Annotated in this window: 22 protein-coding genes; 7 read left to right on the forward strand and 15 right to left on the reverse strand. The window is 68.4% G+C overall.

The genetic code is table 11. From position 1 onward, the window contains the following. Genes fdhF through BLO63_RS10400 form a run of 3 tightly spaced genes read right to left on the reverse strand, consistent with a single transcriptional unit; the run spans position 1 to position 4915 of the window. Positions 1-2856: a formate dehydrogenase subunit alpha gene (fdhF, locus tag BLO63_RS10390; RefSeq protein WP_091439954.1), complete on the reverse strand. Its 2856-nt coding sequence runs from the start codon at positions 2854-2856 to the stop codon at positions 1-3. A gap of 11 nt (positions 2857-2867) precedes the next feature. Further along, positions 2868-4445 (reverse strand): formate dehydrogenase beta subunit, encoded by a 1578-nt coding sequence (locus tag BLO63_RS10395; RefSeq protein ID WP_091439957.1) that lies wholly within the window; start codon positions 4443-4445, stop codon positions 2868-2870. Further along, the gene (locus BLO63_RS10400; RefSeq protein WP_091439960.1) at positions 4442-4915 is read right to left on the reverse strand and encodes a formate dehydrogenase subunit gamma; all 474 of its coding nucleotides are present in this window, start codon (positions 4913-4915) and stop codon (positions 4442-4444) included. The genes BLO63_RS10395 and BLO63_RS10400 overlap by 4 nt, the downstream gene beginning before the upstream one ends. Before the next feature lie 251 nt (positions 4916-5166). Here BLO63_RS10400 and BLO63_RS10405 point away from each other — a divergent pair, with 251 nt between their 5' ends. The 4 genes from BLO63_RS10405 to BLO63_RS10420 all read left to right on the forward strand — a co-directional run bounded on the left by BLO63_RS10405 (position 5167) and on the right by BLO63_RS10420 (position 9447). Next, positions 5167-6699 carry a YifB family Mg chelatase-like AAA ATPase gene (locus BLO63_RS10405; RefSeq protein ID WP_091439963.1) on the forward strand — a complete coding sequence of 511 codons (1533 nt, stop codon included), beginning with the start codon at positions 5167-5169 and terminating at the stop codon, positions 6697-6699. A 753-nt stretch (positions 6700-7452) separates the two neighbouring features. Continuing rightward, positions 7453-8529, forward strand: a complete 1077-nt coding sequence (olsB, locus tag BLO63_RS10410; protein WP_091439966.1) for a l-ornithine N(alpha)-acyltransferase — start codon at positions 7453-7455, stop codon at positions 8527-8529. A gap of 166 nt (positions 8530-8695) precedes the next feature. Beyond that, entirely contained in the window at positions 8696-9118 is a 423-nt protein-coding gene (locus BLO63_RS10415; RefSeq protein ID WP_091439969.1) for an Hsp20 family protein, read from the forward strand. A 44-nt stretch (positions 9119-9162) separates the two neighbouring features. After that, the gene (locus BLO63_RS10420; RefSeq protein WP_091439971.1) at positions 9163-9447 is read left to right on the forward strand and encodes a BQ00720 family protein; all 285 of its coding nucleotides are present in this window, start codon (positions 9163-9165) and stop codon (positions 9445-9447) included. 80 nt (positions 9448-9527) lie between these two features. Here BLO63_RS10420 and gshB read toward each other — a convergent pair whose 3' ends face one another. The 3 genes from gshB to rsmI form a co-directional block, all read right to left on the reverse strand. Beyond that, complete coding sequence (gshB, locus tag BLO63_RS10425; protein ID WP_091439973.1) at positions 9528-10469, reverse strand: glutathione synthase; 942 nt, start codon at positions 10467-10469, stop codon at positions 9528-9530. A 112-nt stretch (positions 10470-10581) separates the two neighbouring features. Next, complete coding sequence (locus BLO63_RS10430) at positions 10582-10983, reverse strand: YraN family protein (protein WP_091440421.1); 402 nt, start codon at positions 10981-10983, stop codon at positions 10582-10584. Further along, positions 10976-11908, reverse strand: coding sequence for a 16S rRNA (cytidine(1402)-2'-O)-methyltransferase (gene rsmI / locus BLO63_RS10435; RefSeq protein ID WP_091439976.1), 933 nt, complete (start codon positions 11906-11908; stop codon positions 10976-10978). Before rsmI ends, BLO63_RS10430 begins: the two co-directional genes overlap by 8 nt. Positions 11909-12135: 227 nt before the next feature. Here rsmI and BLO63_RS10440 point away from each other — a divergent pair, with 227 nt between their 5' ends. Continuing rightward, complete coding sequence (locus BLO63_RS10440) at positions 12136-13341, forward strand: penicillin-binding protein activator (RefSeq protein ID WP_091439977.1); 1206 nt, start codon at positions 12136-12138, stop codon at positions 13339-13341. 160 nt (positions 13342-13501) lie between these two features. Here BLO63_RS10440 and BLO63_RS10445 read toward each other — a convergent pair whose 3' ends face one another. The 4 genes from BLO63_RS10445 to rph all read right to left on the reverse strand — a co-directional run bounded on the left by BLO63_RS10445 (position 13502) and on the right by rph (position 16916). Continuing rightward, positions 13502-14305, reverse strand: coding sequence for a DUF3800 domain-containing protein (locus BLO63_RS10445; RefSeq protein ID WP_091439980.1), 804 nt, complete (start codon positions 14303-14305; stop codon positions 13502-13504). Positions 14306-14372: 67 nt separating this feature from the next. Further along, positions 14373-15548: a radical SAM family heme chaperone HemW gene (gene hemW, locus BLO63_RS10450; protein ID WP_091439983.1), complete on the reverse strand. Its 1176-nt coding sequence runs from the start codon at positions 15546-15548 to the stop codon at positions 14373-14375. Then, a complete protein-coding gene (locus BLO63_RS10455) occupies positions 15541-16206 on the reverse strand; it encodes a non-canonical purine NTP pyrophosphatase (RefSeq protein ID WP_091439985.1) in 666 nt (221 codons plus the stop codon). The genes hemW and BLO63_RS10455 overlap by 8 nt, the downstream gene beginning before the upstream one ends. Continuing rightward, the gene (gene rph / locus BLO63_RS10460; RefSeq protein ID WP_091439988.1) at positions 16203-16916 is read right to left on the reverse strand and encodes a ribonuclease PH; all 714 of its coding nucleotides are present in this window, start codon (positions 16914-16916) and stop codon (positions 16203-16205) included. Before rph ends, BLO63_RS10455 begins: the two co-directional genes overlap by 4 nt. Positions 16917-17131: 215 nt before the next feature. Here rph and hrcA point away from each other — a divergent pair, with 215 nt between their 5' ends. After that, the gene (gene hrcA / locus BLO63_RS10465) at positions 17132-18232 is read left to right on the forward strand and encodes a heat-inducible transcriptional repressor HrcA (protein ID WP_091439990.1); all 1101 of its coding nucleotides are present in this window, start codon (positions 17132-17134) and stop codon (positions 18230-18232) included. Positions 18233-18312: 80 nt separating this feature from the next. After that, positions 18313-18933, forward strand: coding sequence for a nucleotide exchange factor GrpE (grpE, locus tag BLO63_RS10470; protein ID WP_091439992.1), 621 nt, complete (start codon positions 18313-18315; stop codon positions 18931-18933). Positions 18934-19030: 97 nt separating this feature from the next. On the opposite strand, the gene BLO63_RS10475 is transcribed toward grpE, so the two are convergent. The 5 genes from BLO63_RS10475 to hisF all read right to left on the reverse strand — a co-directional run bounded on the left by BLO63_RS10475 (position 19031) and on the right by hisF (position 22913). Continuing rightward, positions 19031-19993 carry a hypothetical protein gene (locus tag BLO63_RS10475; RefSeq protein WP_091439995.1) on the reverse strand — a complete coding sequence of 321 codons (963 nt, stop codon included), beginning with the start codon at positions 19991-19993 and terminating at the stop codon, positions 19031-19033. Positions 19994-20046: 53 nt separating this feature from the next. Next, the gene (locus tag BLO63_RS10480; protein ID WP_091439998.1) at positions 20047-20688 is read right to left on the reverse strand and encodes an alpha-ketoglutarate-dependent dioxygenase AlkB family protein; all 642 of its coding nucleotides are present in this window, start codon (positions 20686-20688) and stop codon (positions 20047-20049) included. Continuing rightward, positions 20689-21648 (reverse strand): type I pantothenate kinase, encoded by a 960-nt coding sequence (coaA, locus tag BLO63_RS10485; protein ID WP_091440009.1) that lies wholly within the window; start codon positions 21646-21648, stop codon positions 20689-20691. Between the two features lie 132 nt (positions 21649-21780). Next, positions 21781-22116 (reverse strand): phosphoribosyl-ATP diphosphatase, encoded by a 336-nt coding sequence (locus tag BLO63_RS10490; protein ID WP_091440011.1) that lies wholly within the window; start codon positions 22114-22116, stop codon positions 21781-21783. After that, the gene (gene hisF, locus BLO63_RS10495) at positions 22113-22913 is read right to left on the reverse strand and encodes an imidazole glycerol phosphate synthase subunit HisF (protein WP_091440013.1); all 801 of its coding nucleotides are present in this window, start codon (positions 22911-22913) and stop codon (positions 22113-22115) included. The genes BLO63_RS10490 and hisF overlap by 4 nt, the downstream gene beginning before the upstream one ends. Positions 22914-22931 lie beyond the last annotated feature (18 nt).

The raw sequence follows: 22931 nt of genomic DNA on the forward strand, positions 1-22931 counted from the left end.
TCACTCCGCCGCGACCGCGATGCGGCGGCTCTGGCGGGTGAACTCGTCATAGTCTTCCTGCCACTCGGACGGGCCGTTCGAGCGGGCGATCTGCACCGCCGTCACCTTGAACTCGGGGCAGTTGGTGGCCCAGTCCGAGAAGTCGGTGGTGACGACATTGGCCTGCGTCGTCGGGTGGTGGAAGGTGGTGTAGACGACGCCCGGCGCCACGCGGTCGGTGATCTGCGCGCGCAGGGTGGTGGAGCCGGCGCGGCTGTCGATCCGCACCCAGTCGCCGTCGCGCACGCCGCGCTGCTCGGCATCGTGGGGGTGGATTTCCAGCACGTCCTCGGGATGCCAGGCCACATTCTCGGTGCGGCGGGTCTGCGCGCCGACATTGTAGTGGCTGAGAATGCGGCCGGTGGTCAGCAGCAGCGGGAAGCGCGGGCCCGAACGCTCGTCGGTGGCCACATATTCGGTGAGTACGAACTTGCCCTTGCCGCGCGCGAAGCCGCCAATATGCATGATCGGCATGCCTTCGGGATTGGCGTCGTTGCAGGGCCACTGCACCGAGCCCATCTCGTCGAGCTTCTTGAACGACACGCCGGCGAAGCTCGGGGTGAGCGCGGCGATCTCGTCCATGATCTGCGAGGGGTGGGTGTAGTTCCAGTCCATGCCGATGGCACGGGCCAGCATCTGGGTGACTTCCCAGTCGCCATAGCCGTTCTTCGGCGCCATCACCTTGCGCACGAGCTGGATGCGGCGCTCGGCATTGGTGAAGGTGCCGTCCTTCTCAAGGAAGGTGCAGCCCGGCAGGAAGACATGGGCGTAGGCGGCGGTCTCGTTCAGGAACAGGTCCTGCACGATCACCAACTCCATCGCCGCGAGGCCGGAGGCGACGTGATGCGTGTCCGGGTCGGACTGCAGAATGTCCTCGCCCTGGATGTAGATCGCCTTGAAGGTGCCGTCGACGGCGGCGTCCAGCATGTTGGGAATGCGCAGGCCGGGCTCGGGATCAAGCGGGCGGCCCCACATCGCCTCGAAGGTGGCGCGGGTGGCGTCGTCGGAGATGTGGCGATAGCCCGGCAGCTCATGCGGGAACGAGCCCATGTCGCACGAGCCCTGCACGTTGTTCTGGCCGCGCAGCGGGTTCACGCCGACGCCGCGACGGCCAATATTGCCGGTCGCCATGGCGAGGTTGGCGATGGCCATGACGGTGGTCGAGCCCTGCGAGTGCTCGGTAACGCCGAGGCCGTAATAGATCGCGCCATTGCCGCCGGTGGCGAACAGCCGGGCGGCGCCGCGAATCTGCTCGGCCGGCACGCCGGAGATCTTCTCGACTTCCTCAGGCGAGTGGCGCGGATCGGCGACGAACTCGGCCCAGTCCTGGAATTCCTCCCAGTCGCAGAACTGGCGGACATAATTCTCGTCCACCAGGCCTTCGGTGACGACGACATGGGCCAGCGCGGTGACGACGGCGACATTGGTGCCCGGCTGCAGCGGCAGGTGGTAGTCGGCCGTGACGTGGGGCGAACGCACGAGGTCGATGCGGCGCGGATCGATGACGATCAGCTTGGCGCCCTCGCGCAGCCGCTTCTTCATCCGCGAGCCGAACACCGGGTGGCCGTCGGTCGGGTTGGCGCCGATGACCAGGATGACGTCCGAATCCTCGACCGAATCGAAGTCCTGCGTGCCCGCCGAGGTGCCGAAGGCCTGGTTCAGGCCATAACCGGTCGGCGAATGGCAGACGCGGGCGCAGGTGTCGACATTGTTGGTGCCGAAGCCGGCGCGGATGATCTTCTGGACCAGATAGGCTTCTTCATTGGTGCAGCGCGAGGAGGTGATGCCGCCGACCGACTTGCGGCCATAGGTATCCTGAATGCGCTTCAGCTCGGAGGCGGTGTAGGCGATCGCCTCTTCCCACGACACTTCGCGCCACGGCTCGGTGACCTTGGAGCGGATCATCGGCTTTAGGATGCGGTCCTGGTGCATGGCATAGCCCCAGGCGAAGCGGCCCTTGACGCAGCTATGGCCGCGATTGGCCTTGCCGTCCTTCCACGGCACCATGCGGACCACTTCCTGGCCGCGCATTTCCGCCTTGAAGGTGCAGCCGACGCCGCAATAGGCGCAGGTCGTCACCACCGAATGCTCAGGGGTGCCGATGTCGATCAGCCGCTTCTCGGAGAGGGTGGCGGTCGGGCAGGCCTGCACGCAGGCGCCGCAGGACACGCATTCCGAGGTGAGGAAGGCCTCCGACTGGCCGGGCGAGACGCGGCTGTCGAAGCCACGGCCGGAAATGGTCAGCGCGAAGGTGCCCTGCACTTCCTCGCAGGCGCGCACGCAGCGATTGCAGACGATGCACTTGGCCGGGTCATAGGTGAAGTACGGGTTCGACTCGTCCTTCGGCATCAGCAGCTCGGAGGAGGGGGCGAAATGGTTGGCGCCCTCCATGCCGTAGCGCACTTCGCGCAGGCCGACTGCGCCGGCCATGTCCTGCAGCTCGCAATCGCCATTGGCGGCGCAGGTCAGGCAGTCCAGCGGGTGGTCGGAGATGTAGAGCTCCATCACGCCCTTGCGCAGCTGGGCGAGGCGCGGGGTCTGGGTGTGGACCTTCAGGCCCGGTGCCACCGGCGTGGTGCAGGAGGCCGGGGTGCCGTTGCGGCCCTCGATCTCGATCAGGCACAGGCGGCAGGAGCCGAATGCCTCCAGCGAGTCGGTGGCGCAGAGCTTGGGAATCTGCGTTCCCATCTCCATCGCCGCGCGCATGATGGAGGTTCCTTCCGGAACCGTGACTTCCATCCCGTCAATGGTGAGCGTCACCATCTTGTCGGTCTTGGGAGCGGGCGTACCGTAGTCGATCTCATGGACGAGTGACATGATGCGTCCTCCTATTCGGCGGCTTCGAGGACGACGCGCGGGGGCGCACCGAAATCCTCGGGGAAATGGTTCAGCGCACTCAGCACCGGATACGGGGTAAACCCGCCAAGGGCGCAAAGGGATCCAAGCTTCATCGTCTGGCAGAGATCGGTGAGCGTCGCGAGGTTGGCGGTGACGCGGTCGCCGGCGATGATCTTGTCCATCAATTCGACGCCGCGCGTCGAGCCGATGCGGCAGGGCGTGCACTTGCCGCAGCTCTCCACGGAGCAGAACTCCATGGCAAAGCGGGCCATCTTGGCGAGGTCGGAGCTCTCGTCGAACACGACGATGCCGCCATGGCCGATCAGCGCGTCCTTGGCCGCGAAGGCCTCGTAGTCGAAGGGCAGGTCGAACTGCCAGGTCGGCACATAGGCGCCGAGCGGGCCGCCGACCTGGGCGGCCTTGACCGGCTTGCCGGTGGCGGTGCCGCCACCAATGTCGTTGACCAGCTCGCCCAGCGTGATGCCGAAGGCGGTCTCGAACAGGCCGCCGAACTTCACATTGCCGGCGATCTGGATCGGCATCGTGCCGCGCGAGCGGCCCATGCCGAAATCGGCGTAGAACTGCCCGCCATCGGCCAGGATATGCGGCACGGCGGTGAGCGAGAGCACGTTGTTGATGACGGTCGGCTTCTGGAACAGGCCCTTATGCGCCGGCAGCGGCGGCTTGGCGCGCACCGTGCCGCGCTTGCCTTCCAGGCTGTCGAGCAGGGCGGTTTCCTCGCCGCACACATAGGCGCCGGCGCCCATGCGCACTTCCATGTCGAAGCTGTAGGGCGAGCCGGCGATGTTGGCGCCGAGCATGCCATTGGCCCGCGCCACCTCGACCGCCTTCTCCATCGCCCAGATGGCGTGCGGATATTCCGAGCGGGTGTAGACATAGCCCTTGGTCGCGCCCACCGCGATGCCGGCGATGGTCATGCCCTCGATCAGCTCGAAGGGGTCGCCTTCCATGATCATGCGGTCGGCGAAGGTGCCGCTGTCGCCCTCGTCGGCGTTGCAGACGATGTATTTCTGGTCGCCCTTGGCGTCCGCCACCGTCTTCCACTTGATGGCGGTGGGGAAGCCAGCGCCGCCGCGCCCGCGCAGGCCCGAGGTCTTCACTTCCTCGATAATGCCCGCCGGGCCGAGCGTCAGCGCCCGCTCCAGCCCGCGATAGCCGCCATGGGCGCGGTAATCCTCGTAAGAAGCCGGGTCGATGATGCCGCAGCGGGCGAAGGTGAGGCGGGTCTGCTTGGCGAGGAACGGATGCTCCTCCGGCTTGCCGATGCGCAGCGCATGGTCGCCGCCGGTGAGGAAGCCGGCCGCGAACAGGCCGTCGACGTCGCCGGCCTCGACCGGGCCATAGGCGATGCGGCCCTCATCGGTGACGACCTCGATCATCGGCTCCAGCCAGAGCATGCCGCGCGAACCGTTGCGGACGATCTCGACCGGCTGGCGCGCCGCCAGCGCCGCGGCGGCGATGGCCTCGGCCACCTCGTCGGCGCCGCAGGCGATGGCGCAGGCATCCTTGGGAACGTAGATGCGAATGGTCCCGGAATTGGTGCTCATGACTGGGCCTCCGCGATCAGCGCGTCGAGACGACGCTCGTTGAGCCGCGCCACGATCTTGCCGTCCAGCATGGCCGACGGCGCCGTGGCGCACAGGCCGAGGCAGTAGATCGGCTCGACGGTGACGCGCCCGTCCGCCGTGGTCTCGCCCAGCTTGCAGCCCAGCCGGTGCTCGGCATGCTCGGCCAGCGCGTCGCCGCCCGCCGCCTGGCAGGCCTCGGCGCGGCAGAGCTTCAGCACATGGCGGCCGGCCGGCTCGTGGCGGAAATCATGGTAGAAAGTCACGACGCCATGGACTTCGGCGCGCGAAACGTTGAGCTTCTCGGCCAGCATCGGCACGACGGCGTCGGGCACATGGCCGAACGTCTCCTGCACAGCGTGGAGCATCGGCATCAGCGGGCCTTCCAGATGAGCGAACTCATCGATGACCGCGCGGGCGCGCTCGTCGCTCCAGGGTTCGTAATGCGGCATTTCTCCCGTAGCCTTCTTTTAGAATTTTCCAAAGGTAAGGATGGTACGCGCCGAAACCGAAATCAATTCAGGTGTTCCGTGCCACGATAGAATTTTTCTATCATAAGGCTGACGCGACCTTCCTTAACGTTTCGTTGATTTTTGCGGCGATTTGTTCCCGTATTGTTCTTGACGCCAACAGCCAAGCCCTTATTCTGCCACCTGCGCGGCCGCTGGCAGCCGGCGCGCAAGGCTCCGGCAGGAGGGCGTCGATGGTCCAGCGCGTGGCAACGGTGGCGTTCGAGGGCGTCGAGACCCGCCCGGTCGACGTTCAAGTTCAGGTGAGCCCGGGCCTGCCGGCCTTCAATCTGGTCGGCCTGGCCGACAAGGCGGTCACCGAGGCGAAGGAACGGGTGCGTGCCGCCCTCACCGCCTCCGGCCTCGCCCTTCCCGCCCGGCGCATCACCGTCAACCTCGCCCCTGCCGACCTGCCGAAGGAAGGCAGCCATTACGACCTGCCGATCGCCCTCGGCCTGATGGCGGCAATCGGCGCGATCGGGCCCGACGCGCTGGACGGGTTCACCGTGGTCGGCGAACTGGCGCTGGACGGGCGCATCGCCGCCGTCGCCGGCGTGCTGCCGGCCGCCATCGGCGCCAATGCCCGCAACCATGGCCTCATCTGCCCCGAGGCCTGCGGGCCGGAAGCGGCCTGGGCCAGCCCTGACATGCCTGTGCTGGCACCGCATTCGCTGATCCAGCTGGTCAATCACTTCGCCGGCCGCCAATTGCTCGCCCGCCCGGAACCGCGGCTGGAGGCCAGCACGGCGCACCTGCCCGATCTCGCCGAGGTGAAGGGCCAGGAAACCGCGCGCCGGGCGCTGGAGATCGCCGCCGCCGGGCGCCACAATCTCCTGCTCAGCGGGCCGCCGGGCGCCGGCAAGTCGATGCTGGCGCAGCGGCTTCCCTCGATCCTGCCGCCGCTCACCCCTTCCGAGCTGCTGGAAGTGTCGATGGTTGCCTCGGTCGCCGGCACGCTGCAGGGCGGCGCGCTCACCAGCCGGCGCCCCTTCCGCGCCCCGCATCATTCCGCCAGCATGGCGGCGATGGTGGGCGGCGGCATGCGGGCGCGGCCGGGCGAGGTGTCGCTGGCGCATAATGGCGTGCTGTTCCTCGACGAATTGCCGGAGTTCGCCCCCGCCGTGCTCGATTCGCTGCGCCAGCCGCTGGAGACCGGCGAGGCGGTGATCGCCCGTGCCAATCACCGCATTTCCTACCCCGCCCGCTTCCAGCTGATCGCGGCGATGAACCCCTGCCGCTGCGGCCGTGCCGGCGAGCCGGGGCAGACCTGCCGGCGCGGCCCGCGCTGCGCGGCGGAATACCAGGCGCGCCTGTCCGGCCCGTTTCTCGACCGGGTGGACCTGCATCTCGACGTGCCCGCCGTGGCGGCGGTCGATCTCGTGCGTCCCGGCCCGTCCGAGCCCAGCGCCGCCGTCGCGCAGCGGGTGGCGCAGGCGCGGATCGTGCAGCGCGAGCGCTTTTGCGCGCTCGGCCGGCCGGACCTGTTCACCAATGCCGAGGCGACAGGCCCGATACTCGAAGAGATCGCCACCCCGGATGCCGCCGGCTCGGCCCTGCTGGCGGACGCCGCCAAGCTGATGCGGCTGTCGGCGCGGGGCTATCACCGGGTGCTGCGGGTGGCGCGCACCCTGGCCGATCTCGCCGGCGCCGAGACGGTCGGGCGGGGCCACCTCGCCGAAGCGCTCGCCTATCGTGCCGCCGCCGACCGCAACGCCGCCGCAGCCTGAGAGCGGGCGCGGGGAGCGCCGGGTCTGGCGCAGAGACCGGGCTCAGGCCGTGGGCGCCCCCGGGCATCCGTGCGAAGGGTTTGCACCCACATGCGGGGCGCCAGCCGTTTTTGCAGCGTGCTGACGGCGCGCCATCCCTCTCGGCCCGCCTCGACGGGGAAGACGATGCCGGAGCGGGCCGGCGATGCTTCTGGAAGGATGCGCTGGACAGGCGTCCAAGCAGGCCCGGCCCTCTCACCGCTCGCCCAACCCGGGGGCCCAACCTGGGCGCCGACACCGGGCAAACCGCCGCCGCCGCACCATCAAGGCGCGCCGCGCGCCCCCAGCAGCGGCAGCGGCAGCGGCGCGGCCGCAGGAGCGGCAGGAGGGAGTGGGAGGTGGGAGCGGCAGCGGCCGTCCTACCGCCCGCCCTGCTGGCACACGCCTCCTCGCGCCGCCGCCGACACCCATGACGTCGCGCGCCCCTGTTTGAGGCATCATGGGCTCCCGGTCCTGGACGCCTGCCCGCACCGCTGCCCTCACGGCCCGCACCAGCGAAAAGGCTGACCGTGGCCGGCCGGGTATCCCGCGCACACGGCCCTGTCCGCCGCCGGTCACAAGCCGTGATCTCCGCCGCCACGCGCGTTCGTAACCCTTGCCGACGACCCGCCTCCCGCTACGGCAGGCCGGTGCGGTCGGGCTGTCACATGGGCGTCCGAGAAATGTGATTCCTGTCATAAAACGCTATAGTGAAGGCAGCGTGGGGGGTCGGTCATGACGCAGCTGTTCGCCGATGGGACTGTCGAGACACCGCCAGCCTCGCGGGTCGCCTCCCTCAGTGCCTCGCTCGCCACGCCCGGGCTGGCAGCCTGGCGCCATTTCTTCACCCCCAAATTCACCCCGAAGAATGCCGCGCCGGGGTCCAAGGGCGCCACGCCGCTGCGGCTGGTGCCGGCCGCCCTCACCCCCTCGCGCCTGATGCCGGCGCTGCGCTCCTATTCCGGCGTGCGCCATCGCGGCAGCCGGGGCGAGCCCGGCCCGGCGACGCTGGGGCGGATCGGCGCGCTGGAAGTGCGCCTCGCGGTCACGGCGGCGGATGTGCGCCGCGCCCAGCGCCTGCGCTACGAGGTGTTCTACGAGGAAATGTCGGCGACGCCCGCCGCCGCCATGCGACTCACCCGGCGCGATGTCGACGCCTTTGACGGCATTTGCGATCACCTTCTGGTGCTCGACCACGAATCCTGCCGGATGGTGCGCGGCCGGCGGGTGCCGCGCGTGGTCGGCACCTATCGCCTGCTGCGCCAGGAGATCGCCGACCGTCACAACGGCTTCTACACGGCGAGCGAATTCGACATCGCCCCCTTGCTGGCGCGCCACCCGCACCGCCGCTTTCTGGAGCTCGGCCGCTCCTGCGTGCTCGCCTCCTACCGCAACAAGCGCACGGTGGAGCTGCTCTGGCACGGCATCTGGGCCTATGTGCGCCGGCATGGCATCGACGTGATGTTCGGCTGCGCCAGCCTGGAGGGCTGCGACCCGCAGGCGCTGGCGCGGCCGCTGGCCTTCCTGCACCATTTCGCCCCCACCGATCCGGAATGGGCGGCGCAGGCGCTGCCCCGCCATGCCGCGCCGATGGACCTCGTCTCGGTCGAGGCGCTGGATGCCAAGGCGGCGCTCAATGCGCTGCCGCCGCTGATCAAGGGCTATCTGCGCCTCGGCGCCCAGATCGGCCGCGGCGCCGTGGTCGATCGCCAGTTCGGCACCACCGATGTGCTGATCGTGCTGCCGGTGGAGAAGATCAGCCCGCGCTATCTCGACCATTTCGGCGTAAATGGCGAGCGCCACGCCGCCTGAGCGCATCGCCCCGCTCGCGCCGCCTCGCTCGGCCCCTTCCCCTGCGACCCTGCTCGCACGCCCCGCGTCTTGCGCGGAGGCGGGCGCTGTCCCATATCGCTTCCCAACGGGATGCCTGAACGGGGTCCCATCACACAAAGTCGCTTCAGACGAGGACTTTGGGAGCATGTCGCGTATTCCCTCGCTGTCGAGCCCCTTCCTGCTCGGCTTTGACGAGGTCGAGCGGGCGCTCGACCGGGTCATGAAAGGTTCCGACGGGTACCCGCCCTACAATATCGAGCGGGTCGCCACGGCGGAGCAGCCGGAAAAGCTCCGCATCACTTTGGCGGTCGCGGGTTTCACCCGCGAGCAGCTGGAAGTGACGGTGGAGGAGAAGGAACTCGTCATCCGCGGCCGCCAGAGCGAAGAGCCCGGGCGGGTCTTTCTCCACCGTGGCATTGCCGCACGCCAGTTCCAGCGCGTCTTCGTGCTGGCCGAGGGCATGCGGGTGATCGGTGCCGAGCTGAAGAACGGCCTGCTCTGCGTCGAGCTGGTGCGACCGGAACCGGAACGCGTCGTCCGGCGTATCACCATAGCGACGGATGAATGACGGACCCCCAAGCCGCTCGACTGTACGCAGAGGAGTAGCCGATCATGACCAATGAATTTCACATCGATCCCGCCTCCGCCGGTTCGGCGCTCGCCGGCGCCCTCACCGCGGAGGATTTCGCCAATCTCGGCGGCGGGCACATCGCCTATCTGCGCACCATCCGTTCGGAAGAAGCGGCGGAGCTGTTTCCGCAGGCCCATCTCTCACCGGGCCTCGTGCTGTTCACCCTGCATGCCGCCGATGGCACGCCGATCATGCTGACCGACAGCCGCGAGGCGGCGATCGCCAACGCGATGCAGAACGAACTGGTGACGCTCAGCGTCCACTGAACCGCGCCGCGCGCGAAAAAGACGGCACCGCCTCGAAACCGGGGCGGTGCCGTTTGCATGTCTGGCGGGCGCCCGCGCCCTCAGGCGCGCTTGGCCTCGATCATGTCCCACACGATCGGTGCGATATCCGGCCCGCCGATCCGCTTGATGGCGCGGATGCCGGTCGGCGCGGTGACGTTGATCTCGGTGAGGTTGCCGTCGATCACGTCGATGCCGGTGAGCAGCAGCCCGCGCGCCCGCAGCGCCGGCCCCAGCCGCTCGCAGATCTCGCGTTCGCGCGGCGTCAGGTCGGTTTCCGCTGCCGCGCCGCCGCGCACCATGTTGGAGCGCAGGTCGCCCTCGCTCGGCACGCGGTTCACCGCCCCGGCGAACACCCCGTCCACCAGGATGATGCGCTTGTCGCCATGCTTCACCTCGGGGATGAAGCGCTGCACCACCCAGGGCTCGCGGAAGGTGGTGGCGAACAGGTCGTAGAGCGAGCCGAAATTCAGGTCGTCGCGGGTGAGGCGGAACACCGAGGCGCCGCCATGGCCATAGAGCGGCTTCATCACGATGTCGCCGAACTCGTCGCGGAACGCCTTGATCTCGTCGAGGTCGCGGGTGATCAGCGTCGGCGGCATCAAATCGGGAAATTCGGTGACGAAAATTTTTTCCGGCGCGTTGCGCACATGGGCGGGGTCGTTCACCACCAGCGTCTTCGGGTGAATGCGCTCCAGCAGATGCGTCGCGGTGATGTAGTGGAGGTCGAAGGGCGGGTCCTGCCGCATCAGGATCACGTCGAACGTGTCGAGCCGCACGCGCTTGGGGTCGCCGAGGGTGAAATGGTCGCCCTTCAGGTCGCGCACTTCCAGCGGCTGAACGGTGGCGAACACCTCGCCGTCGCGCATCGCCATGCGGTCGGGCGTGTAATAGGACAGTGCGTGGCCGCGCGCCTGCGCTTCCAGCATCAGGGCGAAGGCGGAATCGCCCGCAATATTGATGCGGTCGATCGGGTCCATCTGGACGGCGACGTTGAGGCTCATGGGAGTTCCGTCTGCGACAGGAGGGAGCCGGCCGGAGGCGGGACCGCCCGGCGGCATTCGCCTTTCTGTTTAATCGCTCGCGCGGCGTCGCGCCACGACCTCGTTCCCCCGCTCACTCCGCCTCGAAGGCGCCCGGCAGGTGCAGCGGCGGTGCACCGGGGGCCACCAGCACCACATCGAGCCGCATATCGAGACCGGCCAGCTCGGGATGGCGGGAGAGATAGATTTCCGCCGCGCCGATGATGCGCCGGCGCTGGCGCAGCAGGATCGATTCGGCTGCGAAACGTAGCGAGGCACGCGCCTTCACCTCGATGAACACGACCAGCCCGTCGCGCCGCGCCACCAGGTCGATCTCGCCGCGCGGGGTGCGGGCGCGCCGCTCCAGAATGACAAAGCCTTCGGCCTCGAACAGGGCGGCTGCAGCGGCCTCCGCCGCCAGGCCACGGGTGAAGGCGGCCTGGCGGCGCGCCCGCGCCCGTTCAATCGGCGCGTCCGGCCGCGCCGCCTCAGCCATCGCCGCCCTGCAGGGCGAGCGCGCGGGCATAGACGGCGCGGCGGGGCAGGCCGGTCGCGGTCGCCACCGCCGCCGCCGCATCCTTGACCGAGAGGCTGGCCAGCGCCTGCTTCAGCGCGACGTCGAGATCGGCGGCGCTGGATTCCTCCGCCCCAGGCGGGCCGATCACGATCACGATCTCGCCCTTGGGCGGGCCGGCCTCGGCATAGAAGGCGGCGAGCGCATCCAACGGGCCGCGCCGCGCCTCCTCGAAGGTCTTGGTCAGCTCCCGGCACACCGCCGCCGGCCGGGGGCCGAGGCCCTCATTCAGGTCGGCGAGGCTTTCCGGCAGGCGCGGGCCCGATTCATAGAGGATCAGCGTCGCCGGCAGCGTCTTCAGCTCGCTGATGCGGGTGCGGCGGGCGCCACTCTTGGCCGGCAGAAAGCCCTCGAAGAAGAAACGGTCGGTCGGCAGCCCCGCCGCCACCAGCGCCGCGAGGCTGGCCGAGGCGCCTGGCAGCGGAATGACGCGGTGCCCGGCCGCGATCGCCGCCGCCACCAGCTTGTAGCCGGGATCGGAGATCAGCGGCGTGCCGGCATCCGACACCTGCGCCACCACGCCGCCCTCCGCCAGCCGCGCCAGCAGCCGGGGCCGCGCCTGCTCGGCATTGTGGTCGTGATAGGCCACCAGCTTCGTTTCGATTCCGTAACGCTCCAGCAGCCGCCGTGTGATGCGGGTGTCCTCGCAAGCGATCAGGTCGGCGCCGGCCAGCGTTTCCAGCGCCCGCAGCGTCACGTCGCCGAGATTGCCGATCGGCGTGGCGACGATGTAGAGGCCCGGCTGCGGGCGCGCGGCGGGAAGGCTGTGCGCGCCGATGCGGAAGCGGCGGGCAGGAGCCGCGTCGGGGGCGGCATCATCGGAAGGCAGATCGGGTGAAAGCGTCATGGTGGCGCATTGTAGAGAGCCCCGGCGGCGCCGTCATGCCTCTCGTCAGTGTCGCGTCGCGCGCCGGGCCGTCGCCCGCCGCCGCCAAAAGGGGCCGAACGGGTGGATATGTCAGGCTTTCCGGCCCGGTGCCGCGGCGGGAAGGTGACAGGGCTTGTCGCGCCGTCCTAAAAAGGTGGGCGACGTCGGCCAGGGTGGCAGGCGCACAGCCGAGCCGAACGCACCGCATGAACGCTAGGGATACGGCCGCGATCCGCACAGGCCTCGCCCGGACCAGCCGGCGCGGCTTTCTCGTCATGGCCGGCGCGGCCGGACTGGCCGCCTGCTCCTCCGGGCCGGATCTGGGACCGCCACAGGCGGCGCTGCCGGCACCGCAACTGCCGCCGGACCCCAATGCGGGACTCGGCACCGGCACCCCCATCGGCCTCATCCTGCCGCTCGGCGCCAGCGGCAATGCCGGCGCGGTGGCGCTCTCGCTGCGCAACGCGGCGGAGATGGCGCTCTCGGAATTCGCCGGCGCCCGTATAAGGCTGATCGTCAAGGACGATGGCGGCACCGGCCCCGGCGCGCAGGCCGCCGCGCAGCAGGCGCTGGACGAGGGCGCCCGCGCCATCATCGGCCCGCTCTTCGCCCATTCCGTCGGCGCTGCCGGCCAGGTGGCGCGCCAGCGCGGCGTGCCGCTGGTCGGCTTCTCCACCGATACCAATGTGGCGACGCACGGGGTCTACCTCCTCAGCTTCCTGCCGCAGACCGATGTCGAGCGCGCCATCCGCTACACCGCCTCCCAGGGCCGGCGCTCCTTTGTCGGGCTGGTGCCGGACAATGCCTATGGCTCGGTGGTCGAGGCCGCCTTCCGCGAGACCGTGCCCACGGTCGGCGGGCGCGTGGTCGGGCTGGAGCGCTATGGCGCCGGCCAGGCGGCGGAGGCCGCGCGGCGGCTGGCCGGCTCGGTGGCGCAGGCCGACGCGGTGTTCCTGCCGGATGCCGCCGACACCGTGCCGCAGATCGTGCAGGCGCTCTCAGGCGCGGGCGCCAGCCTCGCCGGCAAGCAGCTGATCGGCACCGGCCTGTGGGACGATGCCAAGCTGTTCGCCAATCCTGTAATGAATGGCGGCATCTTCGCCGCGCCCGACACGGCAGGCTTCCGCGCCTTCGCCGCCCGCTACCGGGCGCGCTTCGGCCGCGAGCCGGTCCGCACCACCACGCTCTCGCATGATGCGGTGTCGCTGATGGCGGCGCTGGTCAACTCCTATGGCGAGAACGGCATCACCGACGCGGCGATCCAGAACCCCTCGGGCTTTTCCGGCGTCGACGGCATTTTCCGCTTCCGCGCCGATGGCACCAATGAGCGCGGGCTGGCGGTGATGCAGATTTCCGGCGGCACCACCCAGATCGTCAGCCCCGCCCCGCGCAGCTTCGCGCAGGGGATGTGAGACACATTATGTTCTATATTTGTTCTTGTTGACTCTTGACTTTCTTCCCCACATCCTCCAGATTCGTATTGGGCAGACACGCGCCGGAATAACTCCGAGTTGCTCTTTGAGCGGCAGCATCCTTTGCGATGTGGATCAGGGGCCGGGGGTCTGCCCACCTTTATCTGAAGCTTTCAAAAAATTCTCGTTGAGCATCGTCAATATTGCATCGCCATAACGACGGAACAGCTGTAATTCCGCAGTTAAATATAGATCCATTATGCTTTATGAATCTCTCTCGCAGAATTCTTGCGTATGAGGACTCGTAATTTCCATATCTATTAGGCTCCAGAGCGCAAAATCCTGCGCTGGTAACGCAGTCGGCCAATTGTAATCCTGCCCATTTTTTATGATTTTCTACCGAAATAGTGTCGATATCCAATACGTTCCAGCGAATTGATCGTACGGGCCTCATTACCTCGTTGCCATCCCGCATCAAACATAGATAATCCTTCATAGCCTGATAGTCGGTCCCCCCTCGACGGGAAAAAACAATCTTAAGTACACATTGGTCTCCGCCTGCCGCCCTTTCGCATGTCATGGTCACGCGCTCAAGCAGCCACCGCAATAGATAATTGTATAAATATCCCTTTTGCTTGAAAATTGACTCCCATTTAGTCCCTGGAATTGTCACTTTATGGGAAAATGCGAGGGATACACCAATCGGAAGACCCGACAATTCCTGACATACAACAATCTTTTGTTCATGTTTTAATTCACGAAAATGAAGATCGCGAGATTTCTTATCAGGAAATCTGGAGAGGATTTTGTCTCTCCATGCTGGCAACTTAAGATCATTTTCTCGACTGACTATACAGGCACCAAGTACAAGCCAACGCGACTGACCACCGACAGGACCAGCCGCAAGTTTGCCGATACCCTCGTCACCGGCTTCATCGATATAAGCGGTGTAGTGCTTGGTCACAGGATTCTAAAAACTCCACACTCGCCTCTACCATAGTGCCTCAATCGCAAATTGAAAGCGTACGCCCTCACGCCGCCAGATCGGCGACGATGGCGTCGAGCACCGGCAGGCCGAGCGCGGTGGCGCGCAGGCGCTCATCGGGCAGCGCCTCGATCATGCCGTCCTCCAGCAGCGCCGCCACCCGCGCCGGGTCGAAGGGCCGGCCCGCCAGCCGGGCGAAGCGGCGGGCGTCGATGCCTTCCAGCAGCCGCAGCCCCATCAGCAGATATTCGTCGGCCTGTTCCGCGCGGGTGAGCTTCTCGTCGACGATGACGCCATGGCCGGCGGCTTCCACCCGCGCCACCCACTCCTCCGGCCCGCGCTCGGTGGAGGTGGCGACCCGCGCTTCCGGCGTGTCGAGCCTTCCATGCGCGCCGGGGCCGATGCCGGCATATTCGCCATAGCGCCAGTACAGAAGATTGTGCCGGCTCTCCGCCCCCGGGCGGGCGTGGTTCGACACCTCATAGGCCGGCAGCCCGGCGGCGTGGGTGGTCTCCTGCGTCACGTCCCACAGCACGCGCGCGGCCTCGCTATCGGGCACGATCAGCCGGCCGGCGCGGTGCAGCGCGGCGAAGGGCGTGCCGTCCTCGATGGTGAGCTGGTAGAGCGAGAGGTGCTCGCAGCCCTCATTGATCGCGCGCTTGAGTTCGGCCGCCCAGGCCTCCGGCGTCTGGCCGGGGCGGGCATAGATGAGGTCGAACGACACACGCTCGAACGCCGCGCGCGCCACCGCCACCGCGCCCAGCGCTTCCTCGGCGCTGTGCATGCGCCCGAGCGCCTTCAGCGCGGCATCGTCCAACGCCTGCACGCCCAGCGAGACGCGGTTGACGCCGGCGGCGCGGTAGCCGCGAAAACGCTCCGCCTCGACGCTGGTCGGGTTGGCCTCCAGCGTCACCTCGGCGCGCGCGTCGAGCGGCCAGGCGGCATGGATGGCGTCGAGGATCGCCCCGACCGTGCCCGGCTCCATCAGCGAGGGCGTGCCACCGCCGAAGAAGACGCTCTGGGTGCGCCGCTGGCCGATGCGGGCGCGCGTGTGGGCGATCTCCGCCTGGAACGCGGCGACGAAGCGGGCCTGGTCGGGCGGGGCATGGCGGACATGCGAGTTGAAGTCGCAATAGGGGCATTTGGCCTTGCAGAACGGCCAATGCACATAGACGCCGAAGCCGGGATCGAGCGGCGGCGGCGCCGGGGGGCGCTCAGTCAAAGTCCGCCCCGAGGCAGGCCTGCGCCAGCGCCATGAAGGCGCGCGCGCGGTGCGACAGGCCGCGGCCGAGCGGCGGCAGGCCGTGCTTTTCCGCCCCCGACATCTCGCCGAAGGTGCGCGGGTTGTCTTCCGGCTGACCGTCGGGCTGGAACATCGGGTCATAGCCGAAGCCGGCCGGCCCGCGCGGCGGCCAGACCAGCGTGCCGTTGACCACGCCCTCGAAATCCTCGACATGCCCATCCGGCCAGGCGAGGCACAAGGCGGAGACGAAATGCGCCCGGCGCAGGTCCGGCAGTTCGGCGCCGGCCTCGCGCAGCTCCTCCTCCACGCGGGTCATCGCCGCCATGAAGTCCTTCTCCGGCCCGGCCCAGCGGGCGGTGTAGAGCCCCGGCGCGCCGCCCAGCGCGTCGACGCACAGCCCGGAATCGTCGGCGAAGGCGGGCAGCCCGGCGGCGGTCGCGGCGGCGATCGCCTTGATCCGGGCATTCTCGGTGAAGGTGAGGCCGGTCTCTTCCGGCTCGGGCAGGTCCAGCTCGCCGGCGGAAACGGCGTCGATGCCATAGGGCGCGAGCAGGCCGCGCATCTCCTCCAGCTTGCCGGGATTATGGGTGGCGATGACGATCCGGCCTTCCAGCCGGCGGTGCGGGGCGGTGTTCATGCGACAGCCAGCTTCTGCAGATCGACCAGCTTGGCGACGCCCTTGCGGGCGAGACCGAGCATGGCGTTGAACTCGTCCTCGGAGAACGGCGTCTTCTCCGCCGTGCCCTGCACCTCGACGAAGCCGCCGGAGCCGGTCATGACGAAATTGACATCCGTGTGGGCCTCGGAATCCTCGGCATAGTCGAGATCGAGCCGCGGCTCGCCATCGATGATGCCGCAGGAGACGGCGGCGAGATGATCGCGCAGCGGGATGGCGGGCAGCATGCCGCGCGACTTCATCCAGCTCAGGCAGTCATGCAGCGCGACCCACGCCCCGGTGACGGCGGCGGTGCGGGTGCCGCCATCGGCCTGGATGACGTCGCAATCCACCGTGATCTGCCGCTCGCCGAGCTTTTCCAGGTCGACCACGGCACGCAGCGAGCGGCCGATCAGGCGCTGGATTTCCTGGGTGCGGCCGGATTGCTTGCCGGCGGCGGCCTCACGGCGGGTGCGGTCATGGGTGGCGCGCGGCAGCATGCCATATTCCGCCGTCACCCAGCCGCGCCCCTGGCCCTTGAGCCAGGGCGGCAGGCGCTCTTCCAGCGTGGCGGCGACCAGCACATGGGTCTCGCCGAACTTCACCAGGCACGAGCCCTCGGCATGGCGCAGCACGCCGCGCTCGAAGCTCACGGCACGCATCTCGTCGGGAAGGCGGCGGGAAGGGCGCATGCGTGTGGTCTCCTGAACGGCGGGTGGCAGGGCATCCTGGCCTCGCCCTGTGGCCGGACCTTGTAAGGGTGGCGCGGGCCCGGTGCAATCGCCGGGCGCGGACTCTCCGTCCGGCGCCGGGCGGCGCTTCAGCCGCGCCGCTTGTACATGGCTGGCGAATACCGAGATAATAGCGGCCCATGAACGGGTAGACGACACAAGGGACAAGCCCGGCGATGCCCCTCGATCCATTTCTGTCCGCCACCGCGCCCTCGCTTGCCCATCTCGACGAGCGCTCGCGCGAGATCTTCCGGCAGATCGTCGAAACCTATCTCGCCACCGGCGAGCCGGCGGGGTCGCGCAACATTTCGCGGCTTATTCCGATGACGCTGTCGCCGGCCTCGGTGCGCAATGTGATGGCGGACCTTGAGGCCGCCGGCCTCATCTTCGCCCCCCATACCAGCGCCGGTCGGCTGCCGACCGAGCGCGGGCTGCGCTTCTTCGTCGATGCGCTGCTGGAGATCGGCGACGTCTCGGAGGATGAGCGCAACTCGATCGAGACCCAGGTGCGCGCCGCCGCCCGCGCCCAGACCGTGGACGGGGTGCTGGCGGAAGCCTCCAACCTGCTTTCCGGCCTGTCGCGCGGCGCCGGCGTCGTCACGACAGGCAAGACCGATGTGCGGCTCAAGCATATCGAGTTCGTCCCGCTCGACGCCACCCGCGCGCTGCTGATCCTCGTTTCCGACGATGGCGAGGTGGAAAACCGGCTGGTGCCGCTGCCCAAGGGCCTGCCGCCCTCGGCGCTGGTGGAAGCGACCAATTTCCTCTCCTCGCTGACGCGCGGGCGCACGCTGACCGAACTGCGCGCCGAGGTGGAGCGCACGCTCGCCGCCCGCCGCGCCGAGCTCGACGAGGTGACGGCGCGGGTGGTGGAAAGCGGCATGGCCAGCTGGTCGGGCGGCGAGAAGGCCGATCGGCGGCTCATCGTGCGCGGGCAGACGCGGCTGCTGCAGGACCTGCGCGCGATCGAGGATCTGGAGCGGGTGCGCCTGCTGTTCGACGATCTCGACGCCAAGCAGGAAGTGGTCGATCTGCTCGGCCGGGCCGAGGACGCGCAGGGCCTGCGCATCTTCATCGGCTCGGAGAACAAGCTGTTCTCGCTGTCGGGCTCCTCCACCATCGTCGCACCCTATCGCGACGGGCAGGGCAGGGTGGTCGGCGTGCTCGGGGTGATCGGCCCGACACGGCTCAACTATGCCCGCATCGTGCCGATGGTCGACTTCACCGCCCGCGTCGTCAGCCGGGTTCTCGGCGGGCCGGGCACCGACGCGGCTTGATTTTTGCGCCGTCCGACCCGATATGGCGGGCGTCCGCGTGGCCCGATGCCGGGACAAATCCATTCTTCGACGAGGTATTCATGAGCGACGAGAACCGCACTCCGGCTGACCAGCCCGAAATGGCCGATCAGACTGTCGACGCCGAGAACGGCGCTGCGGGCGCGCCGGACGACCTCGCCGCCGCCTTCGCCGCCGAGAAGGAGCGGCTGGAGGCCGAGATCGTCGCGCTCAAGGACAAGTTCCTGCGCGCCTTCGCCGAGGCCGACAATGTGCGCCGCCGCGCCGAGCGCGAGGTGGCGGATGCCAAGATTTATGGCATCACCGGCTTCGCCCGCGACGTTCTCACCGTAGCGGATGATTTCGAGCGCGCGCTGGGCGCCATCGACGCCGATGCCCGCGCCAAGGCCGACGGAACGCTGAAGACGCTGCTGGAGGGCATCGACCTCACCGGGCGTGCCCTGGTGCAGGCGCTGACCAAGCATGGCGTGGCGCGGATCGAGGCGGAGGGCGCCAAGTTCGACCCGAACATGCATCAGGCGATGTTCGAGGTGCCCAATGCCGAGGTGCCGTCCGGCACCGTGGTCCAGGTCATCCAGCCCGGCTACAAGCTCGGCGAACGTGTGCTGCGCCCGGCGCTTGTCGGCGTGTCCAAGGGCGGCCCCAAGGCGCCGCCGGCGGACGCCCCGGCCGGCGAGGGCTGAGCGGCGGGCGCTCCGGCGTCCAACGCCCCCTCGAACGCGCGTAAAAAAGGGCCCTTGCGAGGGCCCTTTTCCTTTTGTCGGCTCATCGCGCCGGCGGTCAGCGCAGGGCGACCCCGTCGCGGAGCGCGCGCATGGCGGTATAATCGGTGTCGAAATTCTCCGTCGGCGCCACCCCGACCATGCGGAGATAGCCGGTGCGGCCGAAGCTCAGCCACTGCGCCACCTTCACCGGCTTGCCGGTCTGCTGGTCCACCGCATTGGCGATCAGCTCGAAGCCGGGCTGGCCGCCGACGCGCAGCGGGCCGCCGCGCTCGATACGCAGTTCCTTGATCCCGGGCACGCTGGTGATCGCCCGCTTGGCCGCGGCCTCGCGCTCTTCTTCGCGAATCTCGCCTGGCCCGACGGCGACGATGAAGAAGGACTGGGTCTGCGGCGCCGCCTTGTCGGCCTCGCCCGCCTCGCCGGTTTCGGGCTTGGTGAGCAGGACGGCGCTGGCACCGATCACCTTCATCACCTTGTAGCCCTCGGTATCGCCGAGGGTGAAGGGCAGCTTGGCCAGCATCTCCTCGGTGCTCGGCGGGGCGCGGAAGACCACGGTCTTGAGCGCCTCCTCCACCTTGGCATCGGGATAGGTCGTGCTGGCGGCCTCGGGGAACTGCACCGTCACCATGCCGGTCTGCTCCTTGCCACCGGCGATCAGGATCCATTTCTTCAAGGTGCCGCCCTTGACGTCCTGGAAGCCCTTCAGCAACACCGCCGGCACGCCGTCGGCCAGCGCCACGTCGCGCCGCTGCTCCACTGTCACGCCCTGTTTCTTCAGCTCGTCCGACGCCAGGTTCGACGTGATCTCGGCGAAAGCGGGCTTGGGCATCTCCAGCACGAGGATCGAGGCGCTGGCGGCGCGGTCCTGGAAGCCGGGCACGCCGGGCACCGGCACCATGCCCGCCGGCGGGACGATGCCGATCGTGCCGTCATTGGGAAAAACCGTCTGGGCAGAGGCGGGAAGACCGAGCACTGCCAGGGCAAAGGCGGCGGCGGCAAAGCGGGCAACAAGGCGCATTCGCAATCCTTCGAGCTTAAGGAAGCCGTAACTTCGCCCTTTCTGCGGGTTCATCAAGGCCGAATTTCGCCCGCCGGCGCCGCATGCACCCGCCGTAACGTCAGATTGATCCGCCCGGGCTGCTTGAGCAGTGTCGACGTACCGGGATAGATGCGGTCAATCCCGTGAAAGGCCAGCCGGGCCGGTCCCGCCAGCAGCAGCGCATCGCCCGAGGCGAGGCGGAGCGAGCGCGTCGGGTCCTTGCGCGCCGTGCCGCCGATGCGGAACAGCGCCGTGTCGCCCAGCGACAGCGACAGCACGGGGGCGGAGAACTCCTCCTCGTCGCGGTCCTGGTGCAGCCCCATGCGGGCCGTGGGGGCATACCAGTTGATCAGGCAGGCTTCAGGGGCCAGCGCCACGCCGGCGAGCGCGTCCCAGGCGCGGGTTAGCGCCGAGGGGAAGGGCGGCCAGGGCCGGCCGGTGTCGGGATGGGTCGGCTGATAGCGATAGCCCGTCACGTCAGACACCCAGCCCAGCGGCCCGCAATTGGACATGCGGACAGAGAAGGGCTTTGCCGTGCGCGGCATAAGCGGGGTGAACAGTGGCGCCTCGATGAGGATCTGGCGCAGTTCCTCGGCCAGCGCCTCCTGAGCCGCGCGGTCGAGCCAGCCCGGCCAGTAGCGGCAGCCGGGCACGATGTCGACCGAGGTCGACATTTACAGCTTCCTCAGCGAAACCGCCTCGACCTCATGGTCGCCGCCCTTGCGCAGGATGAGGTCGGCCCGCTGGCGGGTGGGCAGGATGTTTTCCTGCAAATTCAGCAGGTTGATAGAGCGCCAGATGGCGCGGGCGGTGGCGTCCGCCTCGGCAGCGGTGAGGCTGGAATAGCGGTGGAAATAGGCTTTCGGGTCGCGGAAGGCGGTCTCGCGCAGCCGCATGAAGCGCTCGACATACCAGCGCTCCAGGATCGTCTCGTCGGCGTCGATATAGACCTTGAAGTCGAAGAAGTCGGAGACGAAGGGGATGCCCTTGCCGTCCTTGGGCGGGCGGCTGGTCTGCAGCACGTTCAGCCCTTCGACGATGAGGATGTCCGGCTGGTCGACCTCCACCGTGAGGTTCGGCGTCACGTCATAGTCGAAATGGCTGTAGACCGGCGCCCGCACCGGCCGGCGACCGGCCTTGATGTCGGTGAGGAAATGCAGCAGCGCCGGCAAATCGTAGCTCTCGGGGAAACCCTTGCGCCCCATCAGCCCTTCGCGTTCCAGAATGGCGTTGGGCAGCAGGAAGCCGTCGGTGGTGACGAGCGCCACTTTCGGCGTGTTGGGCCAGCGGGCCAGCAGCGCCTGCAGCACGCGCGCGGTGGTGGACTTGCCCACCGCCACCGAGCCGGCGACGCCGATGATATAGGGCATCTTGCCGTTCTGCTCGGGCCCGAGAAACTTCTGCATCTGCCGGAACAGCTTCTGCGTCGCGCCGACATAGATCGACAGCAAACGCGAAAGCGGCAGGTAGATCTCTTCGATTTCGGGGGTCGACAGCCGGTCGTTGAAACCCTGCAGGCGCTGGATTTCGTCCGTCTTCAGCGGCTGGGGGGTGTCGGCACGCAAAGCCGCCCATTCGGCGCGGCTGAAATTACGGAAGGGCGAGAGCCCCGCCCCGTCGAGCTTCAGGTCCATGGCAGCGTTTCCCGGCTCGCCCGGACATTCAAAGCGCCAGGCGTTGGTCGACCGTATACCACTAAAGGAGGAGACGTGATACCGCCCGCGCGAGACCCGGGAGCCGCGCCGAGCGCGATCGTCGCGGCGCCCTCAGCCCTTGGGGCGGGACGCCTTTTCCTCCAGGCCGGACTGGTTCGTCCGGCGGCCGAGCTCCGCATACACGTCATCCAGCGACACGCCGCGTGCCTGAAGCAGCACGGCCAGATGGTAGAGAAGATCGGCGGTTTCGGAAATGACCGCTTTGGTATCGGTGCCGACGGCGGCGAGCGCCGTCTCCACCGCTTCCTCGCCGAGCTTCTGGGCGCATTTGGCGACGCCCTTGGCGATGAGGGTGCGGGTATAGGAGGCCTCGCCCTCCGCCGCCGCGCGGGCGGCGACGATGGCGGCGAGGTCTTCCAGCGTCACGCGGCTGGATGCTTCGCTCATCGGCCCGCCTCCTCAATGTCCCCACCATGCAGGCGGACGGGAAGCCCGGCCGCGCCGAGGGCTTCCTTCGCGGCGCCGATGGTGAAGGTGCCGAAATGGAAGATCGAGGCCGCCAGCACCGCCGAAGCGCCGCCCTCGCGAATGCCGTCGACGAGGTGATCGAGCGTTCCGACCCCGCCCGAGGCGATAACCGGCACCTTCACCGCGTCGGAAATGGCGCGGGTCAGCTTGAGGTCAAAGCCCTCGCCGGTGCCGTCGCGATCCATCGAGGTGAGCAGGATTTCGCCGGCGCCCAGCGCGACGACCTCCTTCGCGTACGCGATGGCGTCGATGCCGGTGCGGTTGCGCCCGCCATGGGTGAAGATCTCCCAGCGGTCGGGCTCGCCCTCGGCGGACACCTTCTTGGCGTCGATGGCGACGACGATGCACTGCTCGCCGAACTTCTCCGCCGCCTCGCGCACGAAGTCCCGCCGGTTCACCGCCGCCGTGTTGATCGACACCTTGTCGGCGCCGGCATTCAGCAGCGCGCGGATGTCCTCCACCGTGCGCACGCCGCCGCCGACGGTGAGCGGCATGAAGCACTGCTCGGCGGTGCGGCTCACCACATCGATCAGCGTGCTGCGGGCCTCGACGCTGGCGGTGATGTCGAGGAAGCACAATTCGTCGGCGCCGGCCGCGTCATAGGCCTTGGCCGCCTCGACGGGATCGCCGGCATCGCGCAGATCGACGAACTTCACGCCCTTGACGACGCGGCCGTCCTTCACGTCGAGGCAGGGGATGACGCGAACCTTGAGCATGGACGCCTCGCCTTTTCC

Source organism: Ancylobacter rudongensis, assembly GCF_900100155.1.
GTDB classification, from domain to species: domain Bacteria; phylum Pseudomonadota; class Alphaproteobacteria; order Rhizobiales; family Xanthobacteraceae; genus Ancylobacter; species Ancylobacter rudongensis.